Origin of the sequence: Chamaesiphon sp. GL140_3_metabinner_50 (genome assembly GCF_025361915.1) — a bacterium.
Classification (GTDB): domain Bacteria; phylum Cyanobacteriota; class Cyanobacteriia; order Cyanobacteriales; family Chamaesiphonaceae; genus Chamaesiphon.
Genome location: NZ_JANYJC010000142.1, coordinates 1 through 12,016, shown reverse-complemented (window position 1 = coordinate 12,016; position 12,016 = coordinate 1). Strand labels below are relative to the sequence as shown.

Below are 12,016 nucleotides of genomic sequence, written 5' to 3'. Positions count from 1 at the left end.
CATCACCATTAAGATCGTCACTAACTGTTGCATGTAAAACCAAACCGCCTTCGGTATTATCGATCGAGCCTAATCCCAAGGTCTGAAGACCCTTAGGTGTAGGTGGAATTGTGGCAGCGCGAGTGAATGCCAAACCATCGGTAGGGGTGGTTGGGATACCACCACCATTAAAAGCAGCATCTTTCAGAGCATTGGTAGTTATGTATGGATTTCTCCGCAGCGTGTCAGTGGCGTTGTCGGAGGCTTCTACATACAAGCCATCTCGATTCCACACCGATAAGCTAGCAATATTAGTTTGCAACATGGTCATCCATCGCCGTTCGCGACCATCATAGAAGCCACTATTGCGTGGATTGGCAGCAATTTGTACTTGAGGTTGACTATTTTCGATCCGCTGGATTGGTGCAGGCAAGAACCAAGCTCCACCGATCGCCGCAACTTGATTGGGTGTTGTGGTGGGGGCGGTGGGGGCGGCGGTTAAGATGCCAATATCGCCGCCAGAAATGCCCCCAAGGCCAAGCAATCGAGTGAATTCAGCCCTAAAGGTCGTCAGCGAAGCATCGGTAAATACCGTATTCATGCGATCGAGTGGGACTGGTGTGGGTGTTGATGCTAAAGCAACTTGAAGGGCGCGGAGAATTATAATTTGATTGGCAGGTGTGAGTGCCGCAGGACTCAAACCTACTGGTAGACCAGGAAAAACCCCTGGTCTATTTAAAATGAAACTTTCACTAGTTGGAGTGGGAGCTACACCTGTTAGAGTGCGGAGGGCAACATTAGGTTGATTGAAATTAGTCAATACTAAAACGGGTTGCCGCAGACTTTGAAGTTGACCTTTTGTAAAGACATTGCAACGAAGCGCACCAACATTATTCCGATCGGCAGCGATATAATTAGCGGCAGGATCGCTAGTTAGTGTGGGTAAGCCTGATGTTGATGGATCTGCTGCTGGTAGTGTGGTCGTACAAGCACTACCCGTCGTGGTAATTGAAGTAAAGTTGAACGGAATGCGGCTGGGATCGCGAAGCCAAGGTGTTACACCCGTATTAATAACATCTCGATCGGGCACCATTTCTAGGCGCATATCGGCTTTAGCGTAGTATTCACCCGCATTAGGGTTATTAGGAATCGTAGTCGCACTGCTTTGGTAATAATTACGCTTGCGTAAAAATCCTGGGGGTGGCGTATCTAGTCGTTTTACACCATTGTTACCAGTACCATTTCCGGCTTTGACTCGATTGCCATAGGGCGAAAGTTGGGTATCGGTCAGAGGAACGGTAATGCTTGAATCATAAGGCACAAAAACAGCACAAATACCAGGAGTAAGACAACTAGTACCAGATGTGAGTATGCGGGTAACAGCACCCGTATTAAATCCTACAGCAGAATCGACCCGATTGTAGATACTGCCTACAGCCGTAATGGGTGCTAAAAACGTAGTGGAAATAGCACCATTATTAGTATTCGGCTGGACGTAGAAATTGGCATTTGTATGCACCCGTCCGCCAATGGTCATGTCGCCACTAGAGTTCATCTCTAGGTCGCCTTCATAAAAAACCGCAAATTGGAACAGCGGCACGATCCGACTCTTAAAACTCATTTCCAATACAGTCTTGCCTTCATTCTGCTGCACTGCACTGGTGGGATTATTCGGATCTGGTTTAGCGGCAGTCGAGTAGACGGTATACCAATACTCTAGTGCATTCAACCCCGCATAAGTTTGTCCGGCAGGAATGGCTTGTGGCACTGGCGGGTTGAGCGCGTAGTCTTGGTTGTTTCTAGTCGCCACAAAAGTGTAGGCGGTATAGTTAACCTGATTTTGACCGCCATCTTGCTCGCTGAGTACAGTATTGCCGCCACTAGCAACCTGAGCGATATTGTTGTTATATCTAAATGAATAGTTTCGACATTCATAGTCGTTAGCCGGATTAATCGCTGCGCTTACAGCCACAGGGGCACATGTAGAGAGCAAATTTGATGCTGTGTTACCTAAAGTACCCGTCGGGTTGGCATAATCGATAAATTTTTGACGGAGTTGCTCGGCGCGTTTATTTAGCCCTGACTCGGCGGCGTAAAAGGTACTCGTCCCATCGACATAGGCATTAGTCGATGACTTACTGAGGTTCGTCAGCGTAAAGTAAGCTGCTAGCAAGCTAAACAACGAGATCGAGATCAGCGAAGTCATCATCATGACATAACCTTTGTCCGATCGAGCATCTTGTCGCGCTAGTTGCTGTGCTCGGAGCATGAAGTTGAGGAAAGATCGATCGGGGTTGGGTTTGTGATTCATGATTCGGTTACTCAGGATGTTAGGGATGTTATCCCCGCCCAGTTCGAGCGTGTGGGTGGGGTATGGTAATTTATATAGAGTTGACAAATATTAGGTCATAGCAATCTTGCCTTAGACATCAACTGGCGATCGCGGGGTCGATCGCCAGTTGATGAAGACTGTGATATTGTTATATTGCCCAAAATCTCAGCTAAACCTGTCACCGATCGGTAATCGGTAATTAATAGCTCTGGAGATCGTACTTTGGATCTTATTCGTGGAATTCTCGATCGGGTGCGATCTCGATCGCATTTACAGCCAATCTCGATCGTATCTTCGATACTTCTTGCCCTAGCTTGAAGTATATTAAGGCGTAGATATCAGATCCCCGACTTCTCCGAGAAGTCGGGGATCTAGCCTGCATAAACGTCCTCACCGCCCTGGCGATTGCTTACTTCCTGTCCAGCTTGAAGTACATTAAGGCTTAGAGTTAGCTAGTTTGCCGATAAGTAGACATACCTGAAGGATTAATACCGTAGCGACTGTCGATTTCTAGCCAGTGGTAGTAGCCTAGCGGTTGGAGTTTGGTGACAAATAGCTCGACAGAAAAGCCAAAGCGATTGCTGCGGTGAGCGATTTGCTCTAAAAACATCGTCCGAAAAGCATAGCTAATCACAGCATCGCCTTGAAGTAACATTAGTTGGGTAACGGCGGCGAGTCGCTCTATTTCTGGATCTACGCCCAAACAGATGGTGTCGATCGCAAAATCGGCAAATTCGGCAATATCTAACGCAATCGGTCGTTGGCAAAGCCTCTCGGCACGAGAATCGACCTGAGGATTCCATGACTCTAAATGTAGTGCCCATTGAGTCTCAAATGCTGGAAACTCTCGGAGAATTATCTCCATACAATTGTTACGATCGATCTGAATATAGTCCATACGTTACTAGTTCTGATGACTAATCACTTAAATGAGGCGATCGCGCTACTCCAATCTGCTACCCAAAGTCTAACAGAATTAGCGGCAATGCCAGTCGAAAGCCAGCCATTGCGAGAAACTGTTGGTACTACTGTCAAACAAATTTATCGTGCATTGGCCGAACTTACTGCTTCTATTAATCCCCCCTCGCTGGATCGAATTCCGGTAGAAATCTTAACAAAAGCCGATCGGTTGGGTATTCCATTAGATGACATCGAAGTGCGTGTCGCAATTACTACACATCATCTCAGCCAAGTTATTGGGATTCTGAATGAAATCGAACAAAGATTTGAAGAAATCCGCCGCGTGCGGGAATACTTACTAGTAAGGTTGCCAGATATCCCGATCGAACAACTCGGCTCTCGGCTGCCACTATATACTGCGGCTGACTTTGAGTGGAATGAACCCCGGCTTTCTCCCGCCGAATTAGCCACAATTCGGTCTAAATATCAGATCGATCGCTTATTACAGCAACCACCTCGCCATTCTACCGACTTATTCGAGCAAATCGAAGCTGCCGATCGCGCTTGGGAACAAGCACGAGTAGAGCGACAGTCACTAGACACAAATGATACTGACGATCTCCGTAATTTACCATTTTAAATGAGGGGGTACGGGGTAATATCTGAATTTTTAATCTATGGCATAAATTATCTGCCTATAAACAGAAAAATATATTCCCTATGCCGTAAACCCTATCCCTATATAAATACAGGCTGGACTTCGTTTCTAGCGGTAGATCCCCCCTAGCCCCCCTTCAAAAGGGGGGAACCGGATCCGGAAGTCCCCCTTTTGAAGGGGGATTTAGGGGGATTCCACCAACTTCGCTTATTTCTAGAGATCCCCTACCCCTACCCCCTATTCCCCAATGAAACTCACTACTACCATTGCTACAACCCTCTTGCTGTTGACTACTTTTTCCGCCACCGCACGAGCCGAAAATATCTCCCATCTGAGCCAATTATTATCTACCAAAAACTGTCAGCAGTGCGACTTAACCGGATCGGGATTGGTGATGAACGATTTAGCTGGAGCCAAATTAAACCAGGCAAATCTCGTCGGTGCCAATCTTAGTCGCGCTAACTTAATGGGTGCAGATTTACGCGGAGCCAATTTGTCTGGGGCATCTTTATACGGAGCCAACCTGACAGGTGCAGATTTACGTGGGGCAAATTTAACTGGTACCGATTTACGCTCGGCGTATCTGACAAATGCTAACGTTAAAGGCATCGATGTGAGCAGTGCTTATCTTCAAGGTGCGATCGGAATTCCGACGGCTTTGGGTAGCGCGGATGATTTTTATAAGTGGGGTTTTGCCGAGTGGCAGAAAAATGACTATGCCAGTGCGATCGAAAATTACGATCGGGCAATTAGTCTCAAACCCGAATTTCCCGGTGCGTATCTTGCCAGAGCGATGGCAAAATTCCGGATGCAAGATGATGGTGGTGCGGTGAAAGATGCGATGGTAGCCGAACGGTTATATTTCGCTAAATCCGATCGTCAAGGTACAGAAGTCGCTCAAGCTTTACTCGCTAAAATCAAGCTTGCCAGCCAACCCACTGATGCGAACCCTAATGTTGGCAATGGTAATATGGTCGATTTGTTAACTGGTTTGAGTTCGATGTTACTCAAGTTTTTCTAAATAGACATCTCGAATCTGTTGGAGATGCTGCGTAGTCTTTTACCCACCCCAGCCCTCCCCTTATAAAGGGGAGGGAGCCGGAAAGCCCCCCCTTTATAAGGGGGGTTGGGGGGGTACACCAACCTCAAACGAAGCTAGTTTTACTTTTCGGTACGTGGTAGCCCCTCATTTTAACGATCGAGCTGTGGGAAAATAAGATTCCGATCTAGGCTAAGATCTTTCCCAGTAGCAAAAAGTTCGTGATGAATCAACTTATCGGCTTTATTCCCAGTGCGTGGACATTATGGTTGCTAGCAAGCGGGGGGATAGTAACAACATTACTCGCTATTGTAGTTCCCGCCCGATTGGGCATGGCGATCGCGCTGACATTTGCCTGGTATATTAGCTTAATTCTCATCGCCGGGATTGATGCTTGGCGCAGTAAAGCCGATCGCATCCAGGTGAATCGAGAGCCATTAGGGAAACTATCGATCGGGCGCGACAATCCAGTGATACTAACGATCTCATCCGCGCAGAAGGGCAGTAAAAATCGCCAGTTTAGCTATCAAATTCGCGATGGTATCCCGCAAGATTTGGCAGCAACGCCCGAATTAATCGCTGGAGTCTCGAAAGCAGCTACGATCGAGACGATCGGCTATACAGTCCATCCTTACCGTCGTGGCGAGTACGAATGGCAGGGAATCTATGTTAGGCAATTGAGCGGCTGGGGCTTGGCTTGGCACCAGTGGCGGGTAGATGCGGCGCAAACGGTGGCGGTTTATCCCGATTTGGTAGGTTTAAAAGCACTTTCGATTAAGTTGACGCTGCAATCGACTGGAGCCATGCGCCAGCAGAAAAAGCGGGGCATGGGGACGGAATTTAGCGAATTGCGAGAATATAATATCGGCGACGATCCGCGATCGATCGACTGGAAAGCAACAGCTCGGCGCAATCGTCCGTTAATTAGGGTGCTAGAGCCAGAACAAGAGCAGACGGTAATTATCTTACTCGATCGCGGACGACTGATGACGGCAAATATTCAGGGTTATAAGCGATTCGATTTTGGCTTAAATGCGACGCTTTCTCTAGCTCTAACCGCCACTCAGCGCGGAGATCGGGTAGGTGTGGGCGTATTCGATCGTTACCTAACTACTTGGATTCCACCCCAACAAGGGCAAAATCACTTTTCAAGAATACTCGATCGTGTCAGTCGCATTCAACCCGAATTGCTCGAACCCGACTATCTCGGAGCTGTCACCACCATTATCAAACAACAAAGTCGCCGCGCGCTCGTCGTAATTATTACCGACATCATCGACGATATCGCCTCCGCCGAACTCCTCACCGCACTGGGGCGACTTACTCCCCGCTATCTGCCCTTTTGCGTCACCCTCCGCGATCCGCAAGTCGATCTTCGCGCACAAGCATTAGCCGCAGATATCCCTGGTGCATATACTCAAGCCGTCGCACTCGATTTACTTCGCCAGCGCGAACTTGCCTTCGCCAACCTCAAACGCAAAGGGGTATTAGTTTTAGACGCACCAGCCAACCAAATTAGCGATCGATTAGTCGATCGGTACATTCAAATTAAATCGAGAAATCAGTTGTAATCGGTTACTTATTAACAGTATATCCCGCATCTACAATCGCAGTTTCAAGATTTACAACAGGAATTTCGCTCTCGATTTGAACTAATTTAGTTTGAGAATTGGCAATAATTACCGCTTGCGGATCGATCGAGCTAATTGCTTGACTAATTTTGTCAACGCAAGCACCGCAAGCCATATCTGGAACTGTAAATGTTGTTAGCACGATCGGGATATTTAATGAATAGATATATTTAACAAGTCTAGCTCAAAGATAATGCTAAGAACAATCGGATTGCTACTGAGCGAGAGCGGGTATTAAAATCGATCGTCGATCGCCAACGGTTTCGGGTAGAATATAACGCAAATGAAGATCTACCCATTAGCCTTAATTTAGAATCTATCCACTATCCACTAGTAACTCTCTTTTGATGCAAGATATTAGCAGGTAAATTTTATGAATCGATCTCGATTAATGTCGGATCGGGCGGGTAGCTCGTTTCAAGACGATACCTCAGATGCGATCGCATCGAGAAGTTTGCGCTTACCATTAGCAGTCATCGTCAGTAGTTTACTAATCGCTGGCATCTGGTTTTTCCAACAAACCAGCCTCAGACACCTCAACGAGCAAATTCGTCAACTCCAACAAGATATCGACAAAATCCCCCCTCGCAGCCTGACTGCGATCGATCGAATCGCCCTGCAAAAAGAACTAATTATCCTCGAAGGCGATCGCATCAACGCTCAAAATGGGGTCTACAACCTCTTATTTCAGGGTGCTGGCGCAATTATCCTCGGCGGATTGGCACACGCTGGCTGGAAGTATTTACGACGCACTGACGCGCAATTTCAGAGTACCAACGATCGACTTTACACCGACAGGTTCAGTCAGGCAATTTCCCATTTAGCCAGCGATAAAATTGAAATTCGGCTCGGTGGTATTTATACCCTCGAACGCCTAGCGCAAGATTCCACCGCCGAATATTGGCTGACGATCGAAGTCCTCACCGCCTTCGTGCGCGAACGATCGGCTAAAATTGAGATTCCCCCCACGCTCCGAATACTAGAACCACCGCCAAAAATCGGCGACATACCCGATCCCAAACCCAGCCGCAAATCGTCCCCATCCTCCCGAATTCCGACAGATATTCAAGCGGTAATGACTATTTTAAACCGTCGGGATGTCAGTAAAGATCGACCCGATCGAATTATCGAACTGCGCGAAAGCAATCTCCGCGATGCTGAATTAAGTGGCATCGAATTATGGGGTGCAGATCTGTGGAAAGTCAATTTCCGCCAAGCGCAACTGTGGCAAGCTAAATTAGCAGGCGCATCATTAGGCAGAGCCAATCTCAGCGATGCCAGTTTGTGGCAAGCCGATCTCGAAGGTGCCTATCTCTGGAAAGCCAATCTCGAAGGTGCCAATCTCAGCGAGGCAAATCTAGAGCAAGCCAATCTCGAAGGCTCGAATCTTAAAGGTGCCAATCTTTTACAAACCAATTTAATTAATGCCGACTTGCGGAAAGTTGTCGGATTGACTCGCCAACAACTCAGTCAAGCCATCTGTGATGAAACCACCCAATTACCAGACTATTTAAAAGCTGTCAGCAGTTAGGATCGATCGGTTATTTGACGATAAATGTTGAGAGGGTGTCTGAAAAGTTTAGTTTGTCAAGCGTAAACCCTAGAAATCCCCCCTAGCCCCCCTTCAAAAGGGGGGAACCGATCCGGAAGTCCCCCTTTTGAAGGGGGATTTAGGGGGATTTAGATCTACGATCGGAGCTAGTAAGACTTTTCAGACACCCTCTGACTAAGATTAATTTATGGTATGGTAGACAACTAGAAATTGAGGTGTACTAATGCGAAAAATTTTATTTGGTTCGATCGGGATGCTGGCTACTAGTGTTTTAGGCTCATGCTTGCAATTTACTATTAATAGTACGGCAGCGATCGCAGTTGCTAATACATCACAGCAACAATCCATCCACCAGATCGGATTATTGGCAGTAAATAAAGATGCCAAAACGATTACCACTCCTTCAGGCTTAAAATATACCGTCCTTAAAGCAGGTAAAGGAGCTACCCCAAAACCAGGGCAAACAGTAGTGGTTCACTATACTGGCACCCTCACCAATGGTAAGAAGTTTGACAGTTCTCGCGATAAAGGTCAACCATTTAGTTTTATAGTTGGTCAAGGACAAGTAATTCCCGGCTGGGATGAGGCTCTAAGTACCATGAAAGTCGGCGAGAGACGCAAGCTAACTATTCCCCCAAAATTAGGCTATGGATCGGCGGGTGCTGGCGGTGTAATTCCACCGAATGCAACGCTAATTTTCGATGTTGAATTACTCAAGATTAGCAATTAGAAATCGTACGTGCGATCGATTGGGTTGAAATTATATCGACCCAATTTGCATATTGAAATATTTTATTTTAAACAGCAGAGATATTATAAATCGATTGACACTAAATTGGACAGTTAAATGTTGTTGGTGTAAGTGACATGCCTGGTTAAGATAAGGATCGATTGATATAATTAGGTCAGCACCAATATTTGTAATGTCCATAATCTAGCTGGCAGGTAGTACAAGTCAAACTAAGGGGATCTAAGATCGTGATTTTTCAAGAAATTGTTGATTCTGTCCGAGTCTTATCTGTAGAGGAGCAAGATCGTCTAATTGCCTTAATACATCAACAACGAGAACAACAACGTGGTGATAAATTCTGGGCAGGATTACAGAATTTCAGAGCAATACTAAAACAAGATGAGATTTCCTTTAATGATGATGACTTCGACAATCTGAGAGATCGGACACCAGGGCGTGAAATAACTCTATGAGTTTAAGATATCTGCTTGATACTAATGTTATTTCGGATTTAATGCGTCCGGTTCCAAACCCGATTGTTTTCGAGCTAGTCAATCTATATCGATCGGAAATAGCAACGGCTAGTACTGTAATTCATGAGCTTTTGTACGGTTGTCTTCGACTTCCAGAATCAAGGAAGCGTCAAGCTTTTTTAGATTATATTAATGAGTCTGTTCTCAATTTATCAGTGTTCGATTATGATTCAAAAGCTGCTCGGTGGCACGCCCAGGAAAGATCGAGGTTATCCAAAATTGGTAAAACTCTAGCTTTTGCAGATGGGCAAATTGCCAGTATTGCTTCAGCTAATAATTTGATTTTAGTCACAAATAATGTTGCTGATTTTCAATATTTTGATAACTTAACAATCGACAATTGGTTCGATCGCAAAAATGATTAAATCATCCAGATCGATTGCCATAAATTCCCCGCATACCAATCTTTCCAATCTATAATCGGAGCAACTAGTTTAATTGGTAATATGCCAATATTATTCGAGCTGATGACTACTACTGGTCTAATTTTTCTAATTTCTGTGCTGACAGTTGGGTCAAAATTGACCAGCCACACATCGCCCCGTTGTGGTGAATCCGCGCTAGTCATCAATAATATCTCCAGCCATTAATTCACGCCATTCAGTTGATGTCCGATAGTGTTCGACCATCTGCTGGGCTTGTTGGGCTAGAATGAGTTGTCTTTGAGCTAGCGGTTTGCGAAGAAAAGCCTGCCGATCTGCTAAGGTTAATTCGGTCTTGAGATCGAACCACTCAAGATCGGGTAGTATCGAGTCTACTAGCTGAGTATTCATTGACAGGTAAGCTCAGGAATCTACATACTATTATATCTAGAGTCACGATCGTTGGCGTAGCCGCGCCGCGAGGTAATCGACACCAAATTAGAGAGCTAGATATTGTTAGTATGAGTGGTGTAGCTGGGTAAGATAAGGATCTATCGCAATATTTGTAGCAACTAAAATCTAGCTAGAGGTAAATACAGTGATTAGATTAGGCTGGATCCCAGCAAACATTGATGATAATTCTCATTATCCTATGCACCAAGCTATAGCTGACCTTCTGGAGACTTTTAATCCACAAAGTTGTCCTATTTGCATGAAAGCGAAGATTAGATTCTATTATACTATTTCTGAGTTTCAGCCTAAGTTCATGATTAAAAATGGACAAGTAAGAGGAACAGTTTGGGTTTGGTGTCCTAATTGTCTGCATTGGACTCATGGCTCTGGGACGCAATTGCCGAAGAGTGTCACCTATGTAAATGAATTAGAAGAATCAGAAATCAAAAAAGTCAAAGGGCCTTATATAATTGATAATCTCAATAGATTTTGGGAAAAAGGGCGTTTGTCTGAATCATTTACAGTGATATAGCAGAGCGATTGGGAGGAGCATGACTCACAATTGAATAAAGTAGCCAAAATGTTATAAATTCCCTTGAGATTCGATCGCACCTTCGGCTTCATTGACCATCGATCGCAATCGCTCCAAAGTCCCCAATTCCACATCTTCCCACAAACCCCGTTGATTAGCTTCGAGTAATCTTTCTGCCATATCTCGTTGCACCCACGGATTATTTTGCTCGATAAATTCTCGGACTGATTCATCGAATAGATAAGCATCCGCTACACCTTGATACATAAAGTCCTGGACGCAATTTGCGGTGGCATCGTAGGCAAATAAGAAATCTAAGGTTGCTGCCATTTCGGAGGCTCCCTTGTAGCCGTGGCGCATGGCTCCGGCGATCCATTTGGGGTTAACGACACGCGATCGATATACCCGATCGATCTCTTCTGTTAACTTGCGAACTTTAGGATTTTCAGTACGAGAATTGTCACCAAAATAGGCTTCGGGTGCTGTGCCCGATACTTGTTTAATGGCGGCAGTTAAACCACCTTGAAATTGATAATAATCATCAGAGTCGAGTAAGTCGTGTTCGCGATTATCTTGATTTTGGAGGACGATTTGCATATTCCCCAAGCGTTGATTAAATGCTTCGGGAGCGGCGATGCCTTCGGCTTTGCTGGTATAAGCGTAGGCACTCCAATTAATGTAAGCTTGGGCTAAATCTGCTTCGGTTTCCCAATTTTGGGATTCGATTAATCCTTGCAATCCGGCACCATAGGCACCAGGTTTAGAGCCGAAAATCCGATATTGCGATCGAGTCTGAGCTTCATCTAATGTTAATCCTTGCTCCAACCATTTTGCTTGTTCTTGTTGAACTTGTTGCGCTAATGGATTCTGTTCTGGCGTTTCATCTAATGCAGCAACAGCTTTAACTGCATTATCGAATAAGTCGATTAAATTGGGGAAAGCATCGCGGAAGAAACCGGAAATTCGCAAGGTGACATCGACGCGGGGACGACCTAATATTGATACGGGTAAAATCTCAAAATCGACCACTCGGCGAGAGACTCCATCCCAAACTGGTTGTACTCCGATTAAGGCTAGTGCTTGAGCGATATCATCGCCGCCAGTTCGCATTGTTGATGTGCCCCAGATTGATAAGCCGAGGGTTTGGGGATATTCGCCATGTTCTTGAGTATACCGATCGATCAGCACTTCTGCGGCTTTGCGTCCCAGACACCAGGCGGTTTCGGTGGGGACAGCGCGGATATCGACGGAGTAGAAATTTCGTCCGGTGGGGAGGACTTCGGGTTTGCCGCGTGTGGGTGCGCCGGATGCGCCG

The 12,016-nt window shown here is 45.8% G+C and carries 13 protein-coding genes and 1 pseudogene; 8 read left to right on the top strand and 6 right to left on the bottom strand.

Going from position 1 to position 12,016, the window contains the following annotated elements:
- Positions 1-2,290: pseudogene (locus Q0R35_RS07580) on the bottom strand (hypothetical protein); the annotation flags it as partial.
- 469 nt (positions 2,291-2,759) lie between these two features.
- Positions 2,760-3,209 (bottom strand): hypothetical protein, encoded by a 450-nt coding sequence (locus tag Q0R35_RS07575; RefSeq protein ID WP_295615586.1) that lies wholly within the window; start codon positions 3,207-3,209, stop codon positions 2,760-2,762.
- 15 nt (positions 3,210-3,224) lie between these two features.
- Here Q0R35_RS07575 and Q0R35_RS07570 point away from each other — a divergent pair, with 15 nt between their 5' ends.
- From Q0R35_RS07570 to Q0R35_RS07560, 3 genes are all read left to right on the top strand, one after another.
- Positions 3,225-3,851 carry a hypothetical protein gene (locus Q0R35_RS07570; protein ID WP_295615584.1) on the top strand — a complete coding sequence of 209 codons (627 nt, stop codon included), beginning with the start codon at positions 3,225-3,227 and terminating at the stop codon, positions 3,849-3,851.
- Positions 3,852-4,116: 265 nt separating this feature from the next.
- Positions 4,117-4,890, top strand: coding sequence for a pentapeptide repeat-containing protein (locus tag Q0R35_RS07565; RefSeq protein WP_295615582.1), 774 nt, complete (start codon positions 4,117-4,119; stop codon positions 4,888-4,890).
- Positions 4,891-5,132: 242 nt separating this feature from the next.
- Positions 5,133-6,479 (top strand): DUF58 domain-containing protein, encoded by a 1,347-nt coding sequence (locus tag Q0R35_RS07560; RefSeq protein WP_295615580.1) that lies wholly within the window; start codon positions 5,133-5,135, stop codon positions 6,477-6,479.
- A gap of 4 nt (positions 6,480-6,483) precedes the next feature.
- On the opposite strand, the gene Q0R35_RS07555 is transcribed toward Q0R35_RS07560, so the two are convergent.
- Entirely contained in the window at positions 6,484-6,681 is a 198-nt protein-coding gene (locus Q0R35_RS07555; protein ID WP_295615578.1) for a heavy-metal-associated domain-containing protein, read from the bottom strand.
- A 231-nt stretch (positions 6,682-6,912) separates the two neighbouring features.
- Here Q0R35_RS07555 and Q0R35_RS07550 point away from each other — a divergent pair, with 231 nt between their 5' ends.
- The 4 genes from Q0R35_RS07550 to Q0R35_RS07535 all read left to right on the top strand — a co-directional run bounded on the left by Q0R35_RS07550 (position 6,913) and on the right by Q0R35_RS07535 (position 9,719).
- On the top strand, positions 6,913-8,070 hold the full coding sequence (locus tag Q0R35_RS07550; RefSeq protein ID WP_295615576.1) for a pentapeptide repeat-containing protein: 1,158 nt from the start codon (positions 6,913-6,915) through the stop codon (positions 8,068-8,070).
- A 244-nt stretch (positions 8,071-8,314) separates the two neighbouring features.
- Positions 8,315-8,821, top strand: coding sequence for an FKBP-type peptidyl-prolyl cis-trans isomerase (locus tag Q0R35_RS07545; RefSeq protein ID WP_295615574.1), 507 nt, complete (start codon positions 8,315-8,317; stop codon positions 8,819-8,821).
- 248 nt (positions 8,822-9,069) lie between these two features.
- Entirely contained in the window at positions 9,070-9,294 is a 225-nt protein-coding gene (locus tag Q0R35_RS07540) for a hypothetical protein (protein ID WP_295615572.1), read from the top strand.
- Positions 9,291-9,719, top strand: coding sequence for a type II toxin-antitoxin system VapC family toxin (locus Q0R35_RS07535; protein WP_295615570.1), 429 nt, complete (start codon positions 9,291-9,293; stop codon positions 9,717-9,719). The genes Q0R35_RS07540 and Q0R35_RS07535 overlap by 4 nt, the downstream gene beginning before the upstream one ends.
- Here Q0R35_RS07535 and Q0R35_RS07530 read toward each other — a convergent pair.
- Both Q0R35_RS07530 and Q0R35_RS07525 read right to left on the bottom strand, forming a co-directional pair.
- Positions 9,716-9,922 carry a type II toxin-antitoxin system PemK/MazF family toxin gene (locus Q0R35_RS07530; protein ID WP_295615568.1) on the bottom strand — a complete coding sequence of 69 codons (207 nt, stop codon included), beginning with the start codon at positions 9,920-9,922 and terminating at the stop codon, positions 9,716-9,718. The genes Q0R35_RS07535 and Q0R35_RS07530 overlap by 4 nt on opposite strands.
- Positions 9,915-10,127, bottom strand: coding sequence for a hypothetical protein (locus tag Q0R35_RS07525; RefSeq protein WP_295615566.1), 213 nt, complete (start codon positions 10,125-10,127; stop codon positions 9,915-9,917). The genes Q0R35_RS07530 and Q0R35_RS07525 overlap by 8 nt, the downstream gene beginning before the upstream one ends.
- A 187-nt stretch (positions 10,128-10,314) precedes the next feature.
- Here Q0R35_RS07525 and Q0R35_RS07520 point away from each other — a divergent pair, with 187 nt between their 5' ends.
- Positions 10,315-10,701: a hypothetical protein gene (locus Q0R35_RS07520; RefSeq protein WP_295615564.1), complete on the top strand. Its 387-nt coding sequence runs from the start codon at positions 10,315-10,317 to the stop codon at positions 10,699-10,701.
- Between the two features lie 51 nt (positions 10,702-10,752).
- On the opposite strand, the gene Q0R35_RS07515 is transcribed toward Q0R35_RS07520, so the two are convergent.
- Positions 10,753-12,016 (bottom strand): cobaltochelatase subunit CobN (locus Q0R35_RS07515; protein WP_295615562.1); only part of this gene is annotated, 1,264 nt, incomplete at its 5' end.

What these genes read in the sequence shown, in the direction of transcription:
- Q0R35_RS07535 (WP_295615570.1), top strand. Translation starts at nt 9,291, where the DNA reads ATGAGTTTAAGATATCTGCTTGATACTAATGTTATTTCGGATTTAATG.
- Q0R35_RS07525 (WP_295615566.1), bottom strand. Translation starts at nt 10,127, where the DNA reads ATGAATACTCAGCTAGTAGACTCGATACTACCCGATCTTGAGTGGTTC.
- Q0R35_RS07545 (WP_295615574.1), top strand. Translation starts at nt 8,315, where the DNA reads ATGCGAAAAATTTTATTTGGTTCGATCGGGATGCTGGCTACTAGTGTT.
- Q0R35_RS07550 (WP_295615576.1), top strand. Translation starts at nt 6,913, where the DNA reads ATGAATCGATCTCGATTAATGTCGGATCGGGCGGGTAGCTCGTTTCAA.
- Q0R35_RS07565 (WP_295615582.1), top strand. Translation starts at nt 4,117, where the DNA reads ATGAAACTCACTACTACCATTGCTACAACCCTCTTGCTGTTGACTACT.
- Q0R35_RS07560 (WP_295615580.1), top strand. Translation starts at nt 5,133, where the DNA reads ATGAATCAACTTATCGGCTTTATTCCCAGTGCGTGGACATTATGGTTG.
- Q0R35_RS07575 (WP_295615586.1), bottom strand. Translation starts at nt 3,209, where the DNA reads ATGGACTATATTCAGATCGATCGTAACAATTGTATGGAGATAATTCTC.
- Q0R35_RS07530 (WP_295615568.1), bottom strand. Translation starts at nt 9,922, where the DNA reads ATGACTAGCGCGGATTCACCACAACGGGGCGATGTGTGGCTGGTCAAT.
- Q0R35_RS07570 (WP_295615584.1), top strand. Translation starts at nt 3,225, where the DNA reads ATGACTAATCACTTAAATGAGGCGATCGCGCTACTCCAATCTGCTACC.